The sequence below is a fragment of the Luteimonas marina genome, from assembly GCF_007859325.1.
In the GTDB taxonomy this organism is placed as follows: domain Bacteria; phylum Pseudomonadota; class Gammaproteobacteria; order Xanthomonadales; family Xanthomonadaceae; genus Luteimonas; species Luteimonas marina.
Genome location: NZ_VOHK01000007.1, coordinates 82,649 through 103,707 on the forward strand (window position 1 = coordinate 82,649; position 21,059 = coordinate 103,707).

At 71.6% G+C, this 21,059-nt stretch carries 21 protein-coding genes; 14 read left to right on the forward strand and 7 right to left on the reverse strand.

From position 1 onward, the window contains the following. The first annotated feature begins 5 nt into the window (after nt 1–5). The 12 genes from sctJ (at nt 6) to FQY83_RS17655 (ending at nt 8,449) form a co-directional block, all read left to right on the forward strand. Nucleotides 6–806 (forward strand): type III secretion system inner membrane ring lipoprotein SctJ, encoded by an 801-nt coding sequence (gene sctJ, locus FQY83_RS15570; protein WP_146388900.1) that lies wholly within the window; start codon nt 6–8, stop codon nt 804–806. Between the two features lie 11 nt (nt 807–817). Continuing rightward, a complete protein-coding gene (locus FQY83_RS17645; RefSeq protein ID WP_158636537.1) occupies nt 818–1,459 on the forward strand; it encodes a hypothetical protein in 642 nt (213 codons plus the stop codon). Beyond that, entirely contained in the window at nt 1,456–2,154 is a 699-nt protein-coding gene (locus FQY83_RS17650) for a FliH/SctL family protein (RefSeq protein ID WP_158636538.1), read from the forward strand. The genes FQY83_RS17645 and FQY83_RS17650 overlap by 4 nt, the downstream gene beginning before the upstream one ends. Further along, entirely contained in the window at nt 2,151–3,506 is a 1,356-nt protein-coding gene (locus tag FQY83_RS15580) for a FliI/YscN family ATPase (protein WP_146388902.1), read from the forward strand. The genes FQY83_RS17650 and FQY83_RS15580 overlap by 4 nt, the downstream gene beginning before the upstream one ends. After that, nucleotides 3,503–4,006 carry a hypothetical protein gene (locus tag FQY83_RS15585; protein WP_146388903.1) on the forward strand — a complete coding sequence of 168 codons (504 nt, stop codon included), beginning with the start codon at nt 3,503–3,505 and terminating at the stop codon, nt 4,004–4,006. Before FQY83_RS15580 ends, FQY83_RS15585 begins: the two co-directional genes overlap by 4 nt. 10 nt (nt 4,007–4,016) lie before the next feature. Beyond that, the gene (locus tag FQY83_RS15590) at nt 4,017–4,736 is read left to right on the forward strand and encodes a type III secretion HpaP family protein (protein WP_146388904.1); all 720 of its coding nucleotides are present in this window, start codon (nt 4,017–4,019) and stop codon (nt 4,734–4,736) included. A gap of 443 nt (nt 4,737–5,179) precedes the next feature. Beyond that, complete coding sequence (locus FQY83_RS15595; RefSeq protein WP_146388905.1) at nt 5,180–5,386, forward strand: hypothetical protein; 207 nt, start codon at nt 5,180–5,182, stop codon at nt 5,384–5,386. 96 nt (nt 5,387–5,482) lie between these two features. Beyond that, nucleotides 5,483–5,944, forward strand: coding sequence for a hypothetical protein (locus FQY83_RS15600; RefSeq protein ID WP_146388906.1), 462 nt, complete (start codon nt 5,483–5,485; stop codon nt 5,942–5,944). Nucleotides 5,945–6,152: 208 nt separating this feature from the next. Next, nucleotides 6,153–6,773, forward strand: a complete 621-nt coding sequence (locus FQY83_RS15605) for a hypothetical protein (protein ID WP_146388907.1) — start codon at nt 6,153–6,155, stop codon at nt 6,771–6,773. 61 nt (nt 6,774–6,834) lie between these two features. Beyond that, entirely contained in the window at nt 6,835–7,170 is a 336-nt protein-coding gene (locus FQY83_RS15610; RefSeq protein ID WP_146388908.1) for a hypothetical protein, read from the forward strand. A 149-nt stretch (nt 7,171–7,319) separates the two neighbouring features. After that, nucleotides 7,320–8,060 carry a DUF6683 family protein gene (locus FQY83_RS15615; protein ID WP_146388909.1) on the forward strand — a complete coding sequence of 247 codons (741 nt, stop codon included), beginning with the start codon at nt 7,320–7,322 and terminating at the stop codon, nt 8,058–8,060. Between the two features lie 80 nt (nt 8,061–8,140). Then, a complete protein-coding gene (locus tag FQY83_RS17655) occupies nt 8,141–8,449 on the forward strand; it encodes a hypothetical protein (protein ID WP_158636539.1) in 309 nt (102 codons plus the stop codon). A 144-nt stretch (nt 8,450–8,593) separates the two neighbouring features. Here the strand turns inward: FQY83_RS17655 and FQY83_RS15625 are convergent, their stop codons facing one another. Further along, on the reverse strand, nt 8,594–10,138 hold the full coding sequence (locus FQY83_RS15625) for a hypothetical protein (protein ID WP_146388910.1): 1,545 nt from the start codon (nt 10,136–10,138) through the stop codon (nt 8,594–8,596). A 288-nt stretch (nt 10,139–10,426) separates the two neighbouring features. Next, nucleotides 10,427–11,356, reverse strand: coding sequence for a 5'-nucleotidase, lipoprotein e(P4) family (locus FQY83_RS15630; RefSeq protein ID WP_146388911.1), 930 nt, complete (start codon nt 11,354–11,356; stop codon nt 10,427–10,429). A gap of 129 nt (nt 11,357–11,485) precedes the next feature. Here FQY83_RS15630 and FQY83_RS15635 point away from each other — a divergent pair, with 129 nt between their 5' ends. Next, the gene (locus FQY83_RS15635) at nt 11,486–12,136 is read left to right on the forward strand and encodes a YceH family protein (protein WP_146388971.1); all 651 of its coding nucleotides are present in this window, start codon (nt 11,486–11,488) and stop codon (nt 12,134–12,136) included. A gap of 345 nt (nt 12,137–12,481) precedes the next feature. On the opposite strand, the gene FQY83_RS15640 is transcribed toward FQY83_RS15635, so the two are convergent. Further along, entirely contained in the window at nt 12,482–14,455 is a 1,974-nt protein-coding gene (locus FQY83_RS15640; protein WP_146388912.1) for a UvrD-helicase domain-containing protein, read from the reverse strand. 169 nt (nt 14,456–14,624) lie between these two features. On the opposite strand from FQY83_RS15640, the gene FQY83_RS15645 reads away from it, so the two are divergent. Next, nucleotides 14,625–15,248, forward strand: a complete 624-nt coding sequence (locus FQY83_RS15645; RefSeq protein WP_146388913.1) for a thymidine kinase — start codon at nt 14,625–14,627, stop codon at nt 15,246–15,248. 262 nt (nt 15,249–15,510) lie between these two features. On the opposite strand, the gene FQY83_RS15650 is transcribed toward FQY83_RS15645, so the two are convergent. From FQY83_RS15650 to FQY83_RS15665, 4 genes are all read right to left on the reverse strand, one after another. Beyond that, nucleotides 15,511–18,357: a serine/threonine-protein kinase gene (locus tag FQY83_RS15650; protein WP_146388914.1), complete on the reverse strand. Its 2,847-nt coding sequence runs from the start codon at nt 18,355–18,357 to the stop codon at nt 15,511–15,513. Between the two features lie 342 nt (nt 18,358–18,699). Then, nucleotides 18,700–19,263: an ECF-type sigma factor gene (locus FQY83_RS15655; protein ID WP_146388915.1), complete on the reverse strand. Its 564-nt coding sequence runs from the start codon at nt 19,261–19,263 to the stop codon at nt 18,700–18,702. A gap of 77 nt (nt 19,264–19,340) precedes the next feature. Beyond that, complete coding sequence (gene mutM / locus FQY83_RS15660; RefSeq protein WP_146388916.1) at nt 19,341–20,168, reverse strand: bifunctional DNA-formamidopyrimidine glycosylase/DNA-(apurinic or apyrimidinic site) lyase; 828 nt, start codon at nt 20,166–20,168, stop codon at nt 19,341–19,343. After that, nucleotides 20,161–20,997 carry an ABC transporter ATP-binding protein gene (locus tag FQY83_RS15665; RefSeq protein ID WP_146388917.1) on the reverse strand — a complete coding sequence of 279 codons (837 nt, stop codon included), beginning with the start codon at nt 20,995–20,997 and terminating at the stop codon, nt 20,161–20,163. The genes mutM and FQY83_RS15665 overlap by 8 nt, the downstream gene beginning before the upstream one ends. Between the last annotated feature and the right edge of the window lie 62 nt (nt 20,998–21,059).

Here is a 21,059-nt window from a genome sequence, read left to right on the forward strand (position 1 = left end):
CGTCGATGGACCTGCGCCGCCCCCGCAACGGAACCCGCATCGGCCGCACGGCCTGCGTCGTGCTCGCCTGCCTGCTGCTGGCCGCGTGCTCGCGGGTCACGCTGTACGGCGACCTCGAGGAGCGCCAGGCCAACGAGGTGTTCGCGGTGCTGCTCGCGGCCGACGTCAACGCCGAGAAGCGCACTTCGCTCAGCAAGACCGGCTGGGAGATCCGCGTCGACAAGGGCGACTTCTCCCGCGCGATGCAGGTGCTGCAGGCGCGTGGGCTGCCGCGGCAGCAGTACGTGTCGATGTGCGACGTGTTCAAGAAGGAAGGCATCGCCTCGTCCTCGGTCGAGGAGAAGGCGCGCTACATCTGCAGCCGCCAGCAGGAGCTGGCGCGGACCCTGTCCGGCTATCCGGGCGTGGTCGACGCGCGCGTGCACATCGCCCTGCCGGACCGTGACCCGCTCGGCGGCGACGTCGGGCATTCCTCGGCGGCGGTGGTGATCTTCCAGCAGCCGGGCGCCAACCTCGAGAACCTGCAGACGCGGATCAAGACCGTGGTCAAGGACGGCATCGAGGGGCTCGACGACATCAACAAGGTCTCGGTCGAGTTCGTGCCGATGCCCGGCGCCGCGGCAACCGCCGGCGTGCCGCCGCGCCAGTCCACTGCGCCTGCGGCGATGTCCGCCGCCAATGCGATGTCGATCGGCATCGGCCTGGGCGTGCTCGCGCTGCTGGGGCTGGTGTGGGCCGCCTGGGGCCGCCTGCGCCAGCGTCGCGTGCAGCGGACGGGCGACGGCGGCGGGATCTGGAACGGCTGAGGCTTTCCGGCATGCCGCTGCAGGCGCTGCTCGCCGACGTCCATCCCGCGTGGTACGCGGCCGGGGGCGAAGCCGGATTCGATCCCCAACTCGTCGCACGGGCGCGCAGCAGCGCGCTGGGCCAGCGCCTGCTGCTGCGCGCGCTGCCGCCGTCGGTCATGGACGGCCTGCTCGCGCCGCGACCGGGCGGCAGCCCGCATCTCTCCACGCAGCGGCGCTGGCCGCGCGAACGCGTGCTGGCGCTGGTGCGCGACCTCGGCGTGCTCGCCTGCGCGCCGGTGATCCGCGCCGAGGTCCGGCGCGAACCGGTGCGCTGGCTGCGCAAGGTGCTCGGCAACAGCTACCTGCTGGCGCTGGACAGGACGGTCTGGGACGGCCGCGTCGACCGCGCGGTGCAGGCGCGGCTGTCGTCGGAATGGGAGGCGCTGGTCGCCGATCCGCGATTCCTGTCCGATCCGGCATTGCTCGGCGCGCTGCTCGATCGCCGGGGCGACGCCGAACTGCGCGCCTGGGCGGCACGGCGCAACCGGCCGCTGGCCGACTGGACCCTGCTGATGCGCGGCATCGAAGCGGACTGCGCCACGCACCTGCCGGAAAAGGCGGTGCTGCGGGTGGCCTCGCACCACGAGAACCACGACGAGGACGCCGCATGAACCTGCCCGCCGCATCGCAAGCGAGCCTCGACGCGCAAGCGCGCGCGGCGCCTGCGCGCGTCGGCGGCGGCAGCGTCGCCGTATTCGAACGGCGCGAGTTCGAGCGCGCGGTCTCGGCGCGCGTGCTGTCGCCGCGGCACTGGGCGAAGCTGGAAGAGCTCGACCAGTTGCTCGATCGCGTCAACGCGCTCTACGGCGAGGTCGAGGGCGAGATCGTCCAGGCGCGCGAGGCCGGGCAGGCCGAAGGCTTTGCCGAGGGGCTCAGGCGCGCGCAGCAGCAGATGACCGAGCAGCTCACCGCGCTCAACGAACGCCGCGCGCGCGTGCTTGCCGACGCCGCCGGCCGCATCACCGAACTGGCCTGCGCGATCGTGGCGCGGATCGCGCCCGGCTTCGACGCCGCCAGCGTGGTGCCGCCGCTGGTGATGCAGGCGGTCGAGGCGGCGCAGGCCGAGCAGTTCCTGCTGATCCGGGTGCATCCGACCGTGCGCGGTTCGGTGCAGGCGGGCCTGGGCGCGGTGCGGCAGGCGCATCCGGCGGTGGGCGTGATCGAGCTGGTCGACGACGAGAGCCTGGACCCGCTGAGCTGCGTGGTGGTGTCGGAAGCCGGCGAGGTGCGCGCCGGCGTCGCCCAGCAGATCGAGGCGATCCGCGTTGCGCTGGCCGGCGTCGGCCAGGTGGAGCCCGCGCGATGAGCCTGCCGCGCGTGCCGGTGCAGGCGGTGCAGGACGGATCGATCGATCCGCTGCTCAGCGCGCTCGCCGGCGTGCGTTCGATCCAGCGCGTGGGTCGCGTGGTCGAGGCCTACGGCACCCTGATCCGCGCCACCGGCCTGAAGGCCGCGATCGGCGAGCTGTGCCACCTGCGCAATCCGCCGGGCGACGGCGATCCCGCGTTCAACCTCGCCGCGGAAGTGGTCGGCGTGTCGAAGCAGCACACGCTGCTGACGCCGCTGGGCGCGCTCGACGGCATTTCCGCGACCACCGAAATCGTCGCCAGCGGGCGCCAGGCCTCGGTGCGCGCCGGCGACGGCCTGCTCGGCCGCATCCTCGACGCGCACGGCGAGCCGATCGACGGCAAGGGCCCGGTCGGCGCCGGCGTCGAGATGCCGATCTACGCGGCTTCGCCCAATCCGCTGACGCGCAACCTGATCGAGCGCCCGTTCTCCACCGGCGTGCGCGCGATCGACAGCGTGATGACCGCCGGCGAGGGCCAGCGCGTGGGCATCTTCGCGGTCGCAGGCGGCGGCAAGAGCACCCTGCTGGGCATGCTCGCGCGCGGCGGCGACGCCGAGGTCAACGTGATCGTGCTGGTCGGCGAGCGCGGCCGCGAGGTCAACGAATTCATCCACGACAACCTCGGCGAGGCCGGACTGGCGAAGTCGGTGATCGTGGTCGCCACCTCAGACCGGCCCGCGCTCGAGCGCAGCCGCGCGGCCTGGGTGGGCACCGCGATCGCCGAGCATTTCCGCGACCGCGGCAAGCGCGTGCTGCTGCTGCTCGACTCGGTGACGCGCTTCGCGCGCGCGCTGCGCGACGTCGGCCTCGCGATCGGCGAGCCGCCGGCGCGGCGCGGCTTCCCGCCGTCGGTGTTCAGCGCGCTGCCGCGACTGTTCGAGCGCGCCGGAAACAACCAGGCCGGCAGCATCACCGCCTTCTACACCGTGCTGGCCGAGGACGAGGACGGCGGCGATCCGATCGTCGAGGAAGTGCGCTCGATCCTGGACGGCCACATCGTGCTCTCGCGCAAGCTCGCCGCCGCCTACCACTATCCCGCGATCGACGTGCTGACCAGCCTCAGCCGCACCATGCCGCGGGTGGTCGACCAGGCGCACCTGCGCGCCGCCGGCCAGCTGCGCAAGGCGCTGGCCAAGCACCAGGACATCGAGCTGCTGCTGCAGCTGGGCGAATACAAGCGCGGCAGCGATCCCGACGCCGACTTCGCCATCGACCGGATCGGCCCGATCCGCAAGCTGCTGCAGCAGCCCTCGGGCGAGCTGGTGCCGTTCGCGCAGTCCTCCGACACGCTGAAGAAGCTGTTCGCATGAGCACCGCCGCGCGCAAACGCTATCCGCTGCAGCAGCTGCTGCAGCTGCGCACGCACCGCACCGAGAAGGCGCGCCTGGTCGTGGTCGAGAAGCAGCGCGCCGTGCGCGAATGCCGCGAGGCCTGCGAGCGGATCGAGGCCGAAATCGTCGCGCTGCAGCTCGAGCGCGCCGGCCAGCGGCTGCGCATGCTGGACCCGCCGCCGCCGGGCATCCCGTTCCCGCTGGCGCTGGAGCAGCGCGAGGCGCACGTCGACTGGCTCGGCGGACAGGAACAGGCCGCGCGCCAGCGGCTGCAGCAGGCGCAGCAGAAGCTGCAGCAGGCCGAGCAGGCGCTCACCGAGGCGATGCAGGCCTTCTTCCGCGCCAAGGCGCGCGAGGATGCGCTGGAGAAGCGCAAGGGCATCTGGCGCGGCGAGGTGATCGCGCTCGAAGCGCGGCAGGAAGAGGACGCCGCCGCCGACCTGGTACAGGCCGTCCACATCGGCCGCACCCGACATTGAGGAGCAGCGCATGAGCATCGACCACGGCAGCACCTCGTCGCTGTCCAACCGCCCGGCCGACAACACGCAGCGCGCCGACAGCGACCGGCCCGCGGACAGGCCGCGCGAGGCGCCGCCGAAGGAAGAGGTGGATCGCTTCCGCCAGCTGATGCAGCACGGCCGCCAGGAGGGCCGCACCGGCCTGCAGGAACGGCAGGAACAGCATTCGGGCTCGCTCGAGGCCGGGCGCCATGCCGCGAACGCCGCCGCGCGCCACGGCGAGGAGCAAGCGGCGCTGCGCGGACTGCCCGGACAGCGCGGCACGCAGGACGGCACCGACAACAACGGCATGGGCGCCAACGCCACCGAGGGCGCCGACCTGCTGGCGATGATGCAGGCCCAGGCCGCGCTGCGCGACGGCGCCGGTGCGCCGCCGCCGACCGCACCCGCGCCGCCGATGGCCAGCGGCAAGGCGCTGGCGGAGATGCTCGAACGGCACGTGCGCCAGTTCGCCGTCGACGGCGCCGCGTCCAGCGACGGCGACGGCCACGTCCTGCTGCGCATGGCCGACGCGACCCTGCCCGGCACCGACCTGCTGCTGAGCCGGACTGCCGACGGCTGGCACCTGCGCGCGGACGTGCGCTCGCGCGACAGCTACGACGCCATCCGCGACGCCGCGCCGGCGCTGGCCAAGCGCTTCGCCGAACAGAATCTGGGCCGCCTCGAGATCGACCCGCACTTCAACGGCTGAGGCCATCGGTGCCCGTGATTGATCCTGCCCGGATATTCGCAAGGAGCGACGATCGGCTCCTTGGAGCGTCCAACAAAATGAATTCTGTCATCCCGAGCGCAGCGAGGGATCTTGTCTCCGGAGCCAGAAAAGCGAGATCCCTCGCTGCGCTCGGGATGACATCCTGTTGGATGCTCCTGCCATTCGTAAAGGCGCAATGCCCCGCAAGCGGGGCAGGTTCGCTTGCAGGAGCGCCCTCAGGCGCGATCGCCTGCCGCACGCCATCGAACACCCGGTCGCGACTGGAGCCGCTCCCGCAGTTTTCGGATCGCTTTCTTCATAGGGTTTACCCCAGGGTGGGGCACGCCCCAGCTTGGAGGCGATGGACGAGCCGCAGCAGACTCCACGTGCGCGCCATGCGCGTGATGTTTCCCCCGACATCCACGTAGACAGGAGTCCACACCATGAGCTTCCTCAGCGGCCTCGGCGACATCGTTTCCAGCGTCGTCAACCTCGCGGTCACCGCCTATACCGGCAACCCCATGCTCGGCCAGCTGGCCGGCGGCCTGGTCGGTTCGCTGCTCGGCGATTCCGGTTCCGGCAATTCCGGCTTCGATTCGGTGTTCAACGGCGCATTCAGCAACGGCTTCCTCAACGGCCTCAACGCCTGACGTGCCACGGGGGCTCGGCGACCGGCGCATGAAGCGACGGTCGCCGCAGGTCCCCGGACGCGCGCTCCTGCCGATGAACGGCTCCCCGGACCAGACATGAGCAAACGACCGCCCCAGCGCCACGCGGCCCGCAATCCGCCTGCGCCCGCCGTCGACAGCCGGCTGTCCGCCGTCGACCTGGACGCCCCGTCCGGATCGCAATCCGATGCGCCCCCGCCTGCAGCCGCGCGCGATGCCCGGCCCGCGCCGGTAGCGACCAGCCGCGAGGAACTCGTGGACCTGCTCGGCGACCTGCGGCAGCAGGGTAGCCTCGACGTCGCCGACGAAGCCGCCCTCCTGCGCAAGTACGACGGGCTGCTGGTGGAACTGCGCGCGGAGAAGGCGCGACTGGAAACGGAATTCCGCGAGCGGATGTCCCGCGACGGGCCGGAGGAGACGAATGCGTGGCTGGCCGGGGCGGCGGAGGCGCTGGGTCGCCGTCAGGGCGAGCAGATGCGCCAGCTGATGACGACGATCCCCGCGCTGTCGGCGCAGTTCGGGCACGGCGATCGCGCCTGAACCCAGGTGCCGACCCTGCAGGCAGCGCCTTCAGGCGCGACCGCAAGCCGCGCACTCGCCCGAACGCGACCGATACCGCGCGCGCAGGTGTTCCGAGGTCCCCTAGGGTCCGCCCCAGTTGTTGCCCCGAAGCGGTTCCGTAGACTCGATCACGACCCCCGACGGTTCTTCACGTCCTCCCGCAGAATCCTCTGGTAGATCTCTTCCCATGGCCCGTCCTCCCCGTCGTCAGCCAGCGCGCAATCCGTCGCCTTCGTCGGCGGCCGTGGTGCCGCTGCGGCCGGCGACGCGCGAAGACGCGGACCAGGCTCCCCCGCAGGACGAACTGGACCGGATCGCGGACAGCCTGGTCGAGGAACTGGCGGCCACCCTCGAGGAGGGCGGCGTCCTCGGCGCCGACGACCGCGCCGCCCTGCGCGAGCAGGTCGAGCTTGCATTGCGGCAGCAGGTGGAAGCCGTCGCCGCCGGGCCGGTCGCGCCCGCCGCGGGCGCCGCCGCGTCCAGCCGCTCGGAATGGCTGGACACGATCGAAGGGCTGCGCGCGAACGCCGTCCTGACCGAAGAGGACGCGAACGCGCTGATCCGGCAACTCGACGTCATCCTGTCGCCGTCGCAGAACAAGGACGTGGACCTCGCCCTCGAGTTCGGCAGGCGCTTCCAGCGCGACGGCCAGGAACAGGCGCTGGCCTGGTTCAAGGCGCAGTTGAACGGCACATCCACCCAATCTTCCCCGGACGAAGGCGGGAAGCCTTCGGAGCCGCCGGTGGCGCTGGCATCGGCCATCGTGAATTCGAAGTCGCGAAGGTTGCGCGGTCCGCCGCGTCGTTGAGCAGACAACGATCGCAGGCATTCGCACGAACAACCTTCAATGACTTATCCGGAGAATCGACATGGCTACCGACATCAGCAACTTCATCTTCAACAACATCGTCACCGGCGAGAACCTGGCGTCCTCGGAAACCTCGACCAGCAGCAAGAAGGCGCGCAACTTCTTCGAGGCGCTGGGCAAGGCGCTGGGCGAGATGCTGGGCAAGGAATCCGCGCGCCTGGTCGACGCGGCCGACCGCATGGTCGCGCACAGCGAGGAAAAGGACGGCAAGGCGTTCATGGAGGCGTCCACCGACTTCCAGGTGGCCAGCCAGCGCTTCAACATCATGAGCAACACCGCGGCCACCGCCATCAAGTCGATTGGCGAAGGCCTGACCGGCATCGCGCGCAAGCAGTAAGCGCGCAAGGGCTGTCGCCGGGGAGGCCTTGCGGTCTTCCCGGCGCGGCCGCCGGACACGATGTGTTCAGAACTCCCGGGCGCCATGTCTGTCGAAGGCATGGCGTTCGTTTTTTTGCCCTGCTGCTTCCGGTACTGCGGAGGATGCCCATGAACAGACCTGCAGCCTTTCTTGTCCTGATCGCGGCCCTGGCGCTTCCGGGGGCCGCGCTGGCGCAGTTCGAGCCCAATGCGACGGCGGGACTCGCCGAAGGCTATCGCATGGACATGCTGCAAAGCCTCGTTCGCGACAGCACGATCCCGAAGCCGAAGCGTGCGCCCGACGGCCAATCCCGCGACGGTGGCGCAACCGTGCCGAAGGGGGCCGCTTCGGCGACGCGGGTGAGCTACCGGAACGAGGTGAGCACCCGGCTCAGGAGCGAGATCCTGCGCGAGTCCACCGGGAACGCGCGTTCGGACGAACTGCTGCGGCCGGTGATTTCCTCGGGCCGGCTGATGACCGAATACGGCAAGCTGATGCGGCACCTGGACCTGTCCTCCAACGACATCGCCGACGTGATGACTGCCTACCTGCTCGTCTCCATGGAAGCGGTGAACGGGCAGACGCCCGGCGCGCGCGAACGCAGTGCGGCCAGGCGGGCGATCGCGGACAAGCTCGCCGCGTCGCCGGACCTGCGCAGCCTCCCGGCCGACGACAGGCAGGTCCTGGCCGAGCGCTACGCCTACTCCACGCTGTCGACGGGCCTGACGTTCCAGGTCCTGAGCCGCGCCAACCGGAAGGCGGAGCTGGACGAGTTCCGCACGCGCGTCAGGCGCAACGTCTCGCGTTCGACCGGCATCGACCCCGCGCGCGTGTCGATGACGGAAGCGGGCCTGACCGCGGTGCGGTGATGGCTGCCGTCATGCGGCGCAAGGCGTTGCCGTCGCGGATGAAGGCGCGGACAGGTGGATCGCGCACGACGCGTGCCGCCGTGTCCGCACCGCGCTTCATGGCGCTGGCCCTGTGCGCCATGCTCGTGGTCCCGGCGCTGGCGCCCGCGGCGCCTTTGGCGGGCGGCGCGCAGGACGCCGCCATCGACGAACAGGCGCTGCGCGCCGACATGCAGCGCATGATCGAGCAGCGCCGGCGCGAACTGCTGCCGGAGTACGAGCGCCGCGTACGCCGCGACGGCAAGGCGAGCGCGGACGACTGGCTGCGCAAGCGGGCCGAGGAACTGGGCCGGCGCGATGGCGCCACGATCCGCCGGAAATACGACGGCCGCCGTTCCGGGGCGCGGTAGAAGCGCGGAGATCGGCCCTGCACGCACGTGGTCACGTGGCCGCGTGCGGTGCCCAGCCTGTCCGGCGGCGCGATGGAGATGCCAAGTGCGTGCCCGCCGCGAAGGCGCGCTGACACCGTCGGGGCGACGACGACGAGGCAGGCTTCAGCGCATGCGCCTGGCGAGCAGCCAGGCCCAGAGTCCGGTGGCCAGTCCCGTGATCGTCAGCGCATTGCGCCAGGTCGTCGCGTGCGCCGGGTCGATGGGCAGCTTGAACAGGTCCGGCGCGACCGTCGCCAGCGCCGAGGCGAGGCAGCCGTAGGTGACGACGATCAGCGACCAGTACAGCCACTGCTGCCGGCGCGAGTGGCGGGCCTCGATGTCCTCGGTCCCGTCCGCATCGCCGTCGCCGACATGCCCTGCCGGGCGCCCGTCGTCGGCGTCTTCGTCGTCGTCATGGCGCGGCAGCATCAGCCCGGCTGCGGCCGTGTGCCCCGCCGCCGCGGCAGCAGCGTCCCTCGGCGGCGTCGGCGCGCGGCCATCGTCCGCGTCCGTTGCCCGCCCGCGACCCTGCCCGCCGCCGGATTCGTCGCTCCCGCGGCGCCCGTCGCGCGGGTGCTCGCCGTCGGCCTCTTCCTCCGCCGCCCCGGCCGCGCGGTCCGGGCGCTCCTGCTGCCGGGTTTCCTCGGGCTTGCGTGCCCGCAGTGCCGTCTGTGGCGCGTTCGCATGGGTGGTGCCGGCCGGGTTGCCGACCGCGGCCAGGGTGACGCCCGCGGCGCCGGACAGGCCGAGCAGTCCCCCCGGCGATCCGGGCTCCACCGCGGCGCTGGCGCCGTCCGCGCGTCCCGGTGGCGTCGCGTCGCCCGGTGCCCGCGCCTGCAGCGCCTGTTGCGCGGCCAGTTCCTGCAGGACCGACGCATGGCCCGCGGGGTGGCCGGATGCCGGCGCCGCATCCTGCGCGCCGGACGACGGGACGATGGACAACGTGCCGTCCGCGCGCGCCAGCAGCGCCGCCAGCGGCAGCGTCGCAACGGGACGCGATTCCGACAGCGTGCGCGCCTCGAACGCGCCGGCCATCGCCGTGGCCCGAATCTCCTCGCCGCTGCGGCCGGGCGACAGGGAAGCGGTGTCGCGTCCTCCCGCCATCGGCGCGCGATCGGCGGCCATCTGTTGTCCCGGGGCCTGGGCCAGGGCTTGCGCCTGGGCGCGTGTCGCCTCCGCGAAACCGCGCGCGTCCGACGGTGGCGGCTGCCGGGCGTCGCGGGCCTCGGGCGCGGCGCGCGCCATGGCCTGGGCCAGCGGTTCGGACACCTGGCCGGCGAGTTCGCGACCGACCGCCGCGTGCTGGGTCACGAACTGCACCAGCTGGCGCAAGGCCTCCGGCGGAAGCTGCTGCAGTTCGCGGAACAGCGGATGCGACGGGTCGTGGCGCATCACCGTCGACAGCGTGTCGGCGAGCCGCGCGGCGTCCGCTTGCGAAAGCGGTGGCGCGCCTTCGCCGCGCATGGGCGGCGCGTCGGGCCGGGCATCGCGTGCGTCGCCGGTCTGCCAATGGGGGCCGGGAGGCCGCGGCGGCCGACCATCCTCCAGCTCCATGCCTTCGCCGGGCGCGTCTCCCGGTCCGGGCAGGTTCCCGGGGCCGCCATCCCGACCCGGCATCGGAAGCAGCGAGCGCAGCGCGTCGATGGGGGACGACGGGATGGACGTCATGGCGCGCCTCCGCGAGGCCGGCGCGAAACGCGCCTGCAACAATCGCACGCTACGTCGCCGCCGCGCGTGCCGGTACCCGGGGTTGACCCTAGGGTCGGGCAAGGCTCCCGCCGCTCCTGCAAGAGCAAGAGCCGCGGGCCGGAAACGCAGGCGAAAAAAACGGGAAACCGATGGTTTCCCGCTGAATCCGGCGTGGCCGGAGGACTTGTGTTGTGGCGGCGCCAGACTAGCGTGCGCCGGAAGCTAATGCAACACCTTAAATTGATTCATATAAATTATTGATATAAATCATTTTTCATGCAGAAGCGCCTCGCGCTTCATGGCCCTGCGCGCCTCCCGCGGCTCGCTCCAGGCGTTGTTGAACACGGCCGGCTCCCAAGAGCCGTAGGTCGGGTTCGCCAGCATCCACCAGCGCTCGCCGAACCAGTCGCGGTACTCCTCCAGCAGCGCGGCGCGGGCCTCGGGCGTGTTGGCGACGACCTCGACGAAATCGCCGAGCTGGTCGCCGAACTGCATCAGTACGCGGTATTCGCGGCCCGCCAGCCGGCGTCGGCACAGCTTCTCGCTGCCGTTCTGCTCGCAGCCCTCGACGTGGGTGCCGAGGCCGAGGAACACGCTGTCGTCCTTCACCGGCAATCCGGCCTCGCGCAGGTTGGCGAGGGTGGCCTCTTGCAGGTGCACCGCGCGGTTGGACAGGTAGAGGATGGTCACGCCCTTCGCTTCGGCCGCCTTGGCGAACGCCAGCACGCCCGGCACGGGCCTGGCCTTCTTCTCCGCGACCCACTGGTCCCAGGTGACCTCGTCGTATTCGAGCCCGTTGCCGACCAGCCGCGCCTGGTAGGGCGAGTTGTCGAGCACGGTTTCGTCGATGTCCATGATCACCGCGGGCTCGAGGCCGGCGGCCGGCGCGGCCTGCTCGCGCTCGGCGGGCACCAGCGCGTCCCAGTTCGCCTGCGCCAGCGCGGCGTCGAGGTGGTCGGCGGCGGCGCGGAAGATCGAGATCGCGTTGGCCTGGTATTCGGCCGAGCGCTGCACCCAGAGCACGGCGTTGAGGTTGTCGTCGGCGCCGGTCGCGGCCGACGTCGCCGTCGCCGGTTCGGTGGAAGGGGCGGCGGCGGGCTGCGCGGCACCGTCGGGCGCGGTGAACGAGGTCGGCTTGCAGGCGGCCAGGACCAGGGCGGCGGCAAGCAGGGTCGCGGCGGGTGCTATCGCGCGCATGTGGCGGGTTCCATCGATTCGGGATGGCCGGAGTGTAGCGAAGCCACGTTGCGGACTCCGCATCGCCGCCGATCGGGCGTAGTGGGTCGGCTATCCTGCCCGTACGATCGAGCGATGGAAGGAATGGAGATGGATGCGGATGCGACGATCCTGCCGCTGACCGCGGTCGAGGCGCGCGTGCTGGGCTGCCTGATCGAGAAGCAGGCGATCACGCCCGACGTCTATCCGCTGACGGTCAACGCCGCGCAGGCCGCGGCCAACCAGAAGACCGCGCGCGAGCCGGTGCTGTCGCTCGATCCCGGCGCCGTGCACCACGCGCTGCGCGAGCTCGAGCGCAAGGGACTGGTGAAGCAGGTGTTCTCCTCGCGCGCCGAGCGCTACGAGCATCGCGCGGACGCCTGCTTCAGCCTGCCCGGGCCGCAGGTCGCGTTGCTCGGGTTGCTGCTGCTGCGCGGCGCGCAGACGCTGCACGAACTGCTGGCGCGCAGCGAACGCCTGCACGCCTTCGCCGACGCCGAGGACGTGCGCCACCATCTCGAACGCCTCGCGCAGCGTGCGCCGGCGCTGGCGGTGCTGCTGCCGCGCGCGGCGGGGCAGCGCGAGGATCGCTACGCGCACCTGCTGTGCGGGGATGTCGGCGTGCAGGCCGAAGCCGCTTCCGTGGCGGATGCGCGATCTGCTGCCGTGCCGGGGCTTGTGGCGCGCGTCGAAGCGCTGGAGGCGGACGTGGCCATGCTGCGCGAACAGCTGGCGCGGCTGCTGGCCGAAGGCGAGGGCTGAGGCTGCGCGCGACCGGGCCGGCGCCGTCCAGGATGCGGAAAAGCAAACCCTGTCATTTCGACCGCAGGGAGAAATCTTCCTTCTCCCTGCGCCGGAGACGGGATTTCTCCCTGCGGTCGAAATGACAGTTTTTTCGGGTTGTTCACTCTCCGGCTGAAGAACCCCGGAAAAGCCGTCATCCCCGCGAAGGCGGGGATCCAGTGTCTTTGGCTGTTGGCTTGCAGGATCAAAGTCGCTGGATCCCCGCCTTCGCGGGGATGACGGTGAAGGGGATGACGGCGGCAGGATGAGGGTGGGCAGGATGCCGGTTGGCGGTAGCCTCCCGCTCGCGTGCCGCGCTCGGAATCAGTCGCCCAGCAGCGCGCGGATCGAGGCGAATCCCGCCGTTGCGCGTTCCTGCTTGCGCGCGGCATCGGCCACCGGGTCGGCGCCGTCGCGCTGCAGCTCGGCGGCAGGCAACTCCTCGAAGAACCGGCTCGGCGCGAGCCGCAGCTTCGCGCCCCAGCGCTGCGCTTCCAGCGAGTAGGACAGCCACAGCTGCTCCTTGGCGCGGGTGATGCCGACGTAGAGCAGGCGGCGTTCCTCGTCGAGCCGGCCTTCGTCGAGGCTGGCCTCGTGCGGCAGGGTGTTGTCGTCCATGCCGACGATGAACACGTAGCGGAACTCCAGACCCTTGGCGGCGTGCAGGCTCATCAGCCGCACCTGGTCGCCGGGGTCGCCCTTGTCGGCGTGCGAGAGCAGGGCAAGTTGCGCGGCGAGTTCGCCGGGTCCCGCGCCGCGCGCACCCTCGAACCAGTCGGCCAGTTCGTCGAGGTTGCCGCGGCGGATGCGGAACAGCTCCTCGGTCTTGCACTGCTCGCGCAGCGCGGCGAGCAGGCCCGACTTCTCGTTGAGCCTGCGCACCAGCTCCGAGGAGGGCAGGCGGGCGGCGTCTGCGCGCAGCCCGCGCACGATGTCGGTGAACGCGCCGAGGGCGTTGGCGGCGCGCGGCTGTAGCTGCTTGAGCAGGCCCATCGATTCGGCGGCGCGCGACAGCGGCAGGTGCGCGTGCTGCGCCATCTCGGCCAGCTTCGCCAGCGTGGTGGCGCCGACGCCGCGGCTGGGCGACTGCACCGCGCGCAGGAATGCGGCGTCGTCGTCGGGATTGGCGACCAGGCGCAGCCACGACAGCGCGTCCTTCACTTCGCCGCGGTCGAGGAAGGCGGTGCCGCCGGACAGGTGGTAGGGGATGCGCAGCAGCTGCATCGCCTTTTCCAGCGCGCGCGACTGGTGGTTGCCGCGGAACAGCACGCAGAACTCGTTCCACGGCGCTTCGCGCGCGGTGTGCAGGAAATGGATCTCGCCGGCGACGCGCTCGGCCTCGTGCGCGGCGTCGCGGCATTCCCAGACGCGGATGCGCTCGCCGTCGGCCTGCGCGCTCCACAGCGTCTTCGGATGCTCGTGCGGGTTGTTCGCGATCAGCGCGTTGGCCGCGCGCAGCACGCGGTTGGAGCAGCGGTAGTTCTGCTCCAGCTTCACCACCTCCAGCGCCGGGTAGTCCTGGCCGAGCTGGACGAGGTTCTCGGGATTGGCGCCGCGCCAGGCGTAGATGCTCTGGTCGTCGTCGCCCACGCAGGTGAAGTTCGCCTTCGGCCCGGCCAGCGCCTTGAGCAGGCGGTACTGCGCGTCGTTGGTGTCCTGGCACTCGTCCACCAGCAGGTAGCCGATGCGCTCGCGCCAGCCGGCGATGGCGTCCCCGTCGCCTTCCAGCAGTTGTACCGGCAGCCGGATCAGATCGTCGAGGTCGACCGCGTTGAACGCGGACAGGCGCTTCTGGTAGCGCGCGTACAGCGAGGCGGCCTCGTGCTCGCGCGCGCTGCGCGCGATGGCCTGCGCCTCGTCCGGCGAATGCCCCGCATTCTTGATGTTCGATACCAGCGACTGCATCGCCTGCACCGCATCGGGCTTCGCGCCCGGCATCAGGTCCTTGAGCTGGGCCAGGGTGTCGTCGCTGTCGAAGATCGAGAAGCCGCGGCGCAGGCCGGCCTTCTCGTGCTCGACCTGCAGGATCTTCAGCCCCAGCGCATGGAAGGTGCAGATGGTCAGGCCGTCGGCGGCGTCGCCGCGGATGCGCCGCGCCACGCGCTCGCGCATCTCCCTGGCCGCCTTGTTGGTGAAGGTGATCGCGGCGATGCGTTTGGCCGGATAGCGGCCCGACTGGATCAGGTGCGCGATCTTCTCGACGATCACCCGCGTCTTGCCGCTGCCGGCGCCGGCGAGCACGAGCAGGGGGCCGTCGCAGTGCGCGACGGCGGCGCGTTGTTGGGGGTTGAGGGACATGCGGACGACGATGGCGGAGCGGCGTCATTCTACAGGCCGCAGGGACCGCATTGATCCGTCCCGCCCCCGTAGGAGCGGCTTCAGCCGCGGCCAGGATCCACGTCCCCGCCAGGCAATCGCGCCTGAAGGCGCTCCCACAATCCCCGGGGCGGATCGATAAACTGGCGCCATGGCCAAGCTCTACTTCTACTACTCGGCGATGAACGCCGGGAAGACCACGACCCTGCTGCAGTCGGCGCACAACTACCGCGAGCGCGGCATGCGCACGCTGATCCTCACCCCGCGCCTGGATCATCGCGCCGGCAGCGGCACGGTGGCGTCGCGGATCGGATTGCAGGCCGAGGGCGTTGCCTTCGAACGCGGCGACGACCTGCAGGCGCTGGTCGCACGCGACATCGAGGTGCGTGGCAAGCTCGATTGCGTGCTGGTGGACGAGGCGCAGTTCCTGACCAAGGGGCAGGTCTGGCAGCTGGGAGAAGTGGTCGACGCGCTGCGCGTGCCGGTGCTGTGCTACGGCCTGCGCACGGATTTCCGCGGCGAGTTGTTCGAGGGCAGCCAGTACCTGCTGGCCTGGGCGGACGAACTGAGCGAGATCAAGACCATCTGCCACAGCGGCAGCAAGGCGACGATGACCGTGCGCGTCGACGACAAGGGCTATGCGGTGCACGAGGGGCCGCAGGTCGAGATCGGCGGCAACGAGCGCTACGTGTCGGTGAGCCGCGCCGAGTTCAAGCGGATTTCGCGCGGGGAGGGGCGGATCGAGCTGCTGCAGCCGCCGTTGCCGTTGGATTAGGGCGTTTTCGAGTCAACCACTTTCAGCCTTGCAGCCCAAGGGCTCGTCATCCCGGCGAAAGCCGGGATCCATTTTTGCGGTTGATCTGCGTTATTTCTGCGGAAAGCGACAATCAGGATCAAGATGGATCCCGGCTTTCGCCGGGATGACGTTTGAGCGGCGGAACGAGTGTCGGGATCGCGGAACAGGGCGCCTTGCAGGAGCGGTTTCAGCCGCGACCGGGCGTTCTACGGAGCCGGTTGGATCGCGGCTGAAGCCGCTCCTACAGGCTATCCGTCGGTCCGGAATCTGATCCACGCTCACCGCTGCGACCGGCGACGCAGTCCTCGCGCAGGGCCATGATCTCGCGCGGCAGCGCGCCGCCTTCCGGCTGCGCCTGCTCCACCTGCGCGGCGAGCGCCTGCAGGCTGGCCAGCGCCAGGCTGCGCTCTGACGGCGTGCGGCAGCGCACGTCGGCGGCGTAGGCGCGCGCCAGCCAGCCGGCCTTGCGCAGTTCCGTCTCCTGCTGCGGCAGTTCGGCCAGCGCGTCGAGCCGGGTGAGCGCAGCGGGATCGCCGTGCAGGGCTTGGTACCGGGCCAGCGAGATTTCCGCCCGGCGCGTATGCGAATGCTGCGCGCCGTAGTGGCCGCGGGTGAGCGCCTGCGCCTCGCGCAGCGCGGATGAGGCGGTGTCGCGGCCAAGGTCGGCCTCGACCTCGCCGATCAGGCGCAGCGTGTCGCCGGCCAGGCCATGGCGCTCGCCGAAGGCCTTGCGCCGCAGCGCCAGCGATTCCTGCAGCAGCGGCAGCGCCTCGTCGTCGCGGCCGACGCTGTGCAGCACCATGGCGCGGTTGAACAGGCCGCCGGCCAGCAGGGTCTCGCTGCGGTGCTCGCGCCAGATGTCCACCGCCGTTTCCAGGTCGCGCAGCGCGGCCTCGGCGTCGCCGCGCTCCCAGGCGACGATGCCGATGCTGTTGTGGCTGCGCGCCACGTCGACGTGGCGTTCGCCCAGCCGCACCACCATCCACGACAGCGTGTCGCGGAACTCGGCCTCGGCCTCGGCCAGGCGCCCCTGGTCGACGTGCACCGCCGCCAGCTGCCGGCGCGCGTCGATCGTGGCGTGGTGGTGCATGCCGCGCAGGCTCATCGCCAGCGCCAGCGCCTGGCTGCAGTCGCGTTCGGCGGCGGCGGTGTCGCTCGACTCGCGCTCGAGCGAGCACAGCGAGCGCAGCAGGTCGATCGCCTGCGGGTGCCGCTCACCCGAACTGCTGCGCAGCAGCGCCAGCGCGGCCCGCGTTTCGCTCAGCGCGCGCGCGGTATTGCCGGCGGTGGCGTGCAGGGCCGCCAGGTCGGCGAGGTTCTCGACGATGCCCGGATCGTCCTTCAGCGGGTCGCGGCGCAGCGCCAGCGAGCGCAGGTACAGCACGCGGGCTTCGTCGAGCCGGCGCGCGGAGGCCTGGCAGCGGCCCAGCTGCGAGTAGAACGCGGACACCGGCAGCGGCAGGCGGTTCTCGCTGCGCCGGGCCAGCGCCAGCACCGGCCGCATGCGCGCCAGGCAGCCGTCGATATCGCCCTTCAGGCGCAGCACGCGGCCCAGGTCGGTGGTCGACTGCAGGCGCAGACTGGGCGGGACGCTGTCGAGCGCGTCCACCAGCGCGGCCTGGCGCTGCAGCAGCGCCAGCGCCGCGTCGTAGTCGCCCAGTCCCGCGCGCAGGCGCGCGACCACGCCCAGCAGTTCGGCGCGGGCGACCGGCTGGTGCGCCAGTTCCTGGTCGATGCGGCGCTCGCCGCCGTCGAGCAGCTGGCGCACGTCGACCGAGGCGCCGGCGGGCACGTCGCCGGCGGTTTCGAACAGGCCGACGACGAAGTTCTGCATCGCCTGCGCGCGCGCCGATTCCTGCACCGCCTGCCGCGCCTGCCAGGCGACGATGCCGAGCGCGCTGACCAGCACCAGCGACACCGCCGCCGCGGTCGACAGCGCCCAGCGGTGCCGGCGCACGTACTTGCGGATGCGGTAGGACATGCTCTGCGGCCGCGCGTGCACCGGCTTGCCGTCGAGCCAGCGCTGCAGGTCCAGCGCCAGCGCCTCGACCGACGGATAGCGGTGCTCGGGCTTCTTCGACAGCGCCTTGAGCACGATGTTGTCGAGGTCGCCGGCGATGTCGCGCGCGCGCCTGCGCGCCGCCGCGCCGCCGCCGTCGGTGTCGCGCTGCAGGACCTGCGACGGCCGCTGCGGATCGACGTTGAGGATCGCGTCCTCCCACTGCGCGTCGCTCGGCCGCTTGAGCTGGTAGGGCTTGCGCCCGGCGAGGATCTCGAACAGCACCACGCCCATCGAGTACACGTCGGTCATGGTCGTGACCGGCTCGCCGCGGATCTGCTCGGGCGCGGCGTAGTGCAGGGTGAAGGTGCGCAGGCCGGTGCGGGTGTGGTCGAGCGACTGCTCGGGCGTGTCGAGCAGCTTGGCGATGCCGAAGTCGAGCAGGCGCACGTCGTCGAGCGGCGTGACCAGGATGTTCGACGGCTTGAGGTCGCGGTGCACGATCAGGTTGGTGTGGGCGTGGCTGACCGCCTCGCAGACCTGCAGGAACAGGCGCACGCGGGTCTCGACGCCGGGCTCGCGCGCGCGGCACCAGTCGGTGATCGGTTCGCCCTCGACGAACTCCAGCGCGAGGTAGGGCTGGTTGTCGCTGCTGATGCCGGCGTCGAGCAGGCGCGCGATGTGCGGATGCTCCAGCCGCGCCAGGATCTGCCGCTCGCGGGTGAAGCGCAGGCGCAGGTTGGGATCGGCCAGGCCCGGGCGCAGCAGCTTCAGCGCCACGCGCCGCTGGTACAGGCCGTCGGCGCGGCGCGCCAGCCAGACCTGGCCCATGCCGCCTTCGCCGAGCATGCGCTCGAGTTCGTAGGGGCCGATGGTGGCGCCGGCCTGCACGCCCGGGTGCGGCGCGATCAGCGGCTCGGCGAGGAAGTCCTCGCTGACGGCCTCCAGCGCGAGCAGTTCCTCGAGGTCGTCGGCAAGCTGCGGGTCTTCCTCGCGCAGCGAGGCGAGGCTGCTGGCGCGCGCCGCCTCGTCGAGCTCGAGCAAGGCGTCGAGCAGCGGGGAGAGGCGTTGCCAGCGTTCGGCGTCCATAGAGCTAACGTGTCGCGCGCAGCGTGACGATCACTCCCCCTCCCCCGCAAAGCGGGGGAGGGCAAGGGGTGGGGGCGAGGCCGCCGATGCAATGATCGAAGAAGCTCACGTCGCCCCCGTGCCTTCCCTGGCGCGGAAGAAGGACTCCAGCTAAGGGGTGGATGAAGCAATTTTCCGCGCCTTCGGCGCGCCCCCATCCGCCTTCGGCACCTTCCCCCGAAGGCGGGGGAAGGAAAAGCGAGGAGGAGGTATATGGAATACGGGCGGAGTCCCCGCGCTGAAATTCGATTGCCCGAAAAGTCCCGCTTCGGCGCTTGCCCCCCATGACGCCGCGTTCCCCGGTCACGTGTCCTGCAGCGACGCCAGCAGGAACATCCGCGCCTTCTGCCAGTCGCGGCGGATGCTGCGGTCGGAGCGGCCGAGCAGGGTGGCGATCTCGGCTTCCGACAGGCCGCCGAAATAGCGCAGCTCCACCACGTGCGCCAGCTTCTCGTCGACCGCGGCCAGCCGGTTCAGGGCCACGTCCAGCGCCAGCATGTCCTCGTCCAGGCGCAGGCCGCCCTCGATGTCGTGCGGCAGGTCGGTGACGCGGTGCAGGTCGCCGCCGCGCTTCTGCGCCAGCCGCTGGCGGGCGTAGTCGACCACCACGCTGCGCATCGCCGAGGCGGCGTAGGCGAAGAAGTGGGCGCGGTCGTCGAACTGGATCTCGCGCCGGCCGATCAGCTTCAGGTAGGCCTCGTGCACCAGGGCGGTGGCGTCCAGCGTCTGCCCCATCTGGCCCGACAACTGCCGCCGGGCCATGGAGTGCAGCTCCTGGTACAGCGTCGCCAGGACCTGGTCGAGCGCGCCGCGGTCGCCGCCGCGGGCGGCGTCCAGCCAGAGGGTGATGTCGGCGCTATCGGCCATGGATCAAGGAATTCCCCGGTCAACTTAAGGACTATACCGCGAAGCCGCGCGGTCGGCGCCGGAAGGCCGGGCGGCGGTCAGCGCTGGCAGCCGCCGCACCAGACGGTGGCGCGCTGGGCGATGGCGGCCTGCTTCAGCGGCCGGCCGCAGCGCGGGCAGGGCTCGCCGCCGCGGCCGTAGGCCGACAGCTCCTGCTCGAAATAGCCGGGCGCCCCGTCCGGGGAAATGAAATCGCGCAGGGTGGTCCCGCCGCGGGCGATGGCGTGGCCGAGGATGCGACGGATTTCGGCGGCGAGCGCGGCGTAGCGTTCCCGCGAGACCTTGCCCGCCGCCCGCAGCGGCGAGACGCCGGCGGCGAACAGCGCCTCGGCGACGTAGATGTTGCCGACCCCGACCACGATCCGCTGGTCCATCAGGAAGGCCTTCACCGGCGCGCTGCGCCCGCGGCTGCGCGCGAACAGGTAATCGCCGTCGAAGTCGTCCGACAGCGGCTCGGGGCCGAGGCCGCGCAGCAGCGCGTGGGTCTCGCCGGTCGGCTGCCACAGCAGGCAGCCGAAGCGGCGCGGATCGTTGAAGCGCAGCACGCGCTTCGAGTCGGGCCCGCCGCCATCGAGCACGAGGTCGACGTGGTCGTGGTCGCGCAGCGGCGTGTCCGCCGGCAGCACGCGCAGGCTGCCGGACATGCCCAGGTGCAGCAGCGCGCTGCCGGCGGCGGTGTCGAGCAGCAGGTACTTGGCGCGGCGGCGCACGGCGTCGATGCGCTGGCCCGGCAGGGTTGCGGAAATCTCGGGCGGGATCGGCCAGCGCAGGTCCGGCCGGCGCAAGGTCACCGCGCGCACGCGGCGGCCCTCGACGTGCGGGGCGAGGCCGGCGCGGGTGGTTTCGACTTCGGGCAGCTCAGGCATCGTCGCTGGTCCCTTCGAGCACGAAGGCAGGGGGATCGCCGTCGACCAGGCGCAGCGGGGCGCCGAAGGTGCGCGACAGCAGGTCCGGAACCAGCGCCTGCGCGCGCGGTGCGTCGGCCACCACGCGCCCCTCGCGCAGCAGCACCACGTGGCCGATCTCCGGCACCAGCTCCTCGGCGTGGTGGGTCACCAGCACCAGGGTCACGCCCTCGTGCGCGAGCCGCCGCAGGGTCCGTAGCAGGTGGTCGCGGGCGACCACGTCCAGCCCCGCCGCCGGCTCGTCCAGCAGCAGCGCCATCGGCGCGTGCACCAGCGCGCGCGCCAGCAGCACGCGCCTGGCTTCGCCGGTGGACAGGGTGGCGTACATGCGGCCGGTCAGGTGCGCACCGTCGGCCCGCGCGAGCGCGGCCTGCGCCTGCGCCAGTTTCTCTCCGGACACCTCGTCTTCCGGCAGCGGCGCCAGCCGCGCGTCGAAGGCGCCCAGCACCACGTCCTCGACGGCCAGTTCAGGCAGCGAGGCCAGGTCGTCGTGCATCGCCCCGGTCACGATCCCCAGCCGCGAGCGGATCGCGCGCACGTCCCACAGGTGTTCGCCGAGGATCCGCACGGCCGGCCGGCCATCGGCGTGCGCCATCGGATACAGCTGCCGCGTGATCAGCTGGATGAAGGTCGACTTGCCGCAGCCGTTGGGCCCGAGGATCGCCGTGTGCCGGCCCTGCGGCAGGCGCAGGTTCACGCCGTCCAGCGCCGGCCGGGCGCCGCCGCGGAGCACGCTGGCGGCGTCGAGTTCGATCAGGGGGGGCGGCGCGGCGGGACGGTCGACGGTCATCGGCAGGACATGGGGATGAATCGGCTGCACACCATACGCGGGCGCAGGGGTGGCCTTCGTGC

Excerpts from the sequence above, each read along its gene's own strand:
- sctJ (WP_146388900.1), top strand. The coding sequence starts at position 6 with ATGGACCTGCGCCGCCCCCGCAACGGAACCCGCATCGGCCGCACGGCC.
- FQY83_RS17645 (WP_158636537.1), top strand. The coding sequence starts at position 818 with ATGCCGCTGCAGGCGCTGCTCGCCGACGTCCATCCCGCGTGGTACGCG.
- FQY83_RS17650 (WP_158636538.1), top strand. The coding sequence starts at position 1,456 with ATGAACCTGCCCGCCGCATCGCAAGCGAGCCTCGACGCGCAAGCGCGC.
- FQY83_RS15580 (WP_146388902.1), top strand. The coding sequence starts at position 2,151 with ATGAGCCTGCCGCGCGTGCCGGTGCAGGCGGTGCAGGACGGATCGATC.
- FQY83_RS15585 (WP_146388903.1), top strand. The coding sequence starts at position 3,503 with ATGAGCACCGCCGCGCGCAAACGCTATCCGCTGCAGCAGCTGCTGCAG.
- FQY83_RS15590 (WP_146388904.1), top strand. The coding sequence starts at position 4,017 with ATGAGCATCGACCACGGCAGCACCTCGTCGCTGTCCAACCGCCCGGCC.
- FQY83_RS15595 (WP_146388905.1), top strand. The coding sequence starts at position 5,180 with ATGAGCTTCCTCAGCGGCCTCGGCGACATCGTTTCCAGCGTCGTCAAC.
- FQY83_RS15600 (WP_146388906.1), top strand. The coding sequence starts at position 5,483 with ATGAGCAAACGACCGCCCCAGCGCCACGCGGCCCGCAATCCGCCTGCG.
- FQY83_RS15605 (WP_146388907.1), top strand. The coding sequence starts at position 6,153 with ATGGCCCGTCCTCCCCGTCGTCAGCCAGCGCGCAATCCGTCGCCTTCG.
- FQY83_RS15610 (WP_146388908.1), top strand. The coding sequence starts at position 6,835 with ATGGCTACCGACATCAGCAACTTCATCTTCAACAACATCGTCACCGGC.
- FQY83_RS15615 (WP_146388909.1), top strand. The coding sequence starts at position 7,320 with ATGAACAGACCTGCAGCCTTTCTTGTCCTGATCGCGGCCCTGGCGCTT.
- FQY83_RS15625 (WP_146388910.1), bottom strand. The coding sequence starts at position 10,138 with ATGACGTCCATCCCGTCGTCCCCCATCGACGCGCTGCGCTCGCTGCTT.
- FQY83_RS15630 (WP_146388911.1), bottom strand. The coding sequence starts at position 11,356 with ATGCGCGCGATAGCACCCGCCGCGACCCTGCTTGCCGCCGCCCTGGTC.
- FQY83_RS15635 (WP_146388971.1), top strand. The coding sequence starts at position 11,486 with ATGGATGCGGATGCGACGATCCTGCCGCTGACCGCGGTCGAGGCGCGC.
- FQY83_RS15640 (WP_146388912.1), bottom strand. The coding sequence starts at position 14,455 with ATGTCCCTCAACCCCCAACAACGCGCCGCCGTCGCGCACTGCGACGGC.
- FQY83_RS15645 (WP_146388913.1), top strand. The coding sequence starts at position 14,625 with ATGGCCAAGCTCTACTTCTACTACTCGGCGATGAACGCCGGGAAGACC.
- FQY83_RS15650 (WP_146388914.1), bottom strand. The coding sequence starts at position 18,357 with ATGGACGCCGAACGCTGGCAACGCCTCTCCCCGCTGCTCGACGCCTTG.
- FQY83_RS15655 (WP_146388915.1), bottom strand. The coding sequence starts at position 19,263 with ATGGCCGATAGCGCCGACATCACCCTCTGGCTGGACGCCGCCCGCGGC.
- mutM (WP_146388916.1), bottom strand. The coding sequence starts at position 20,168 with ATGCCTGAGCTGCCCGAAGTCGAAACCACCCGCGCCGGCCTCGCCCCG.
- FQY83_RS15665 (WP_146388917.1), bottom strand. The coding sequence starts at position 20,997 with ATGACCGTCGACCGTCCCGCCGCGCCGCCCCCCCTGATCGAACTCGAC.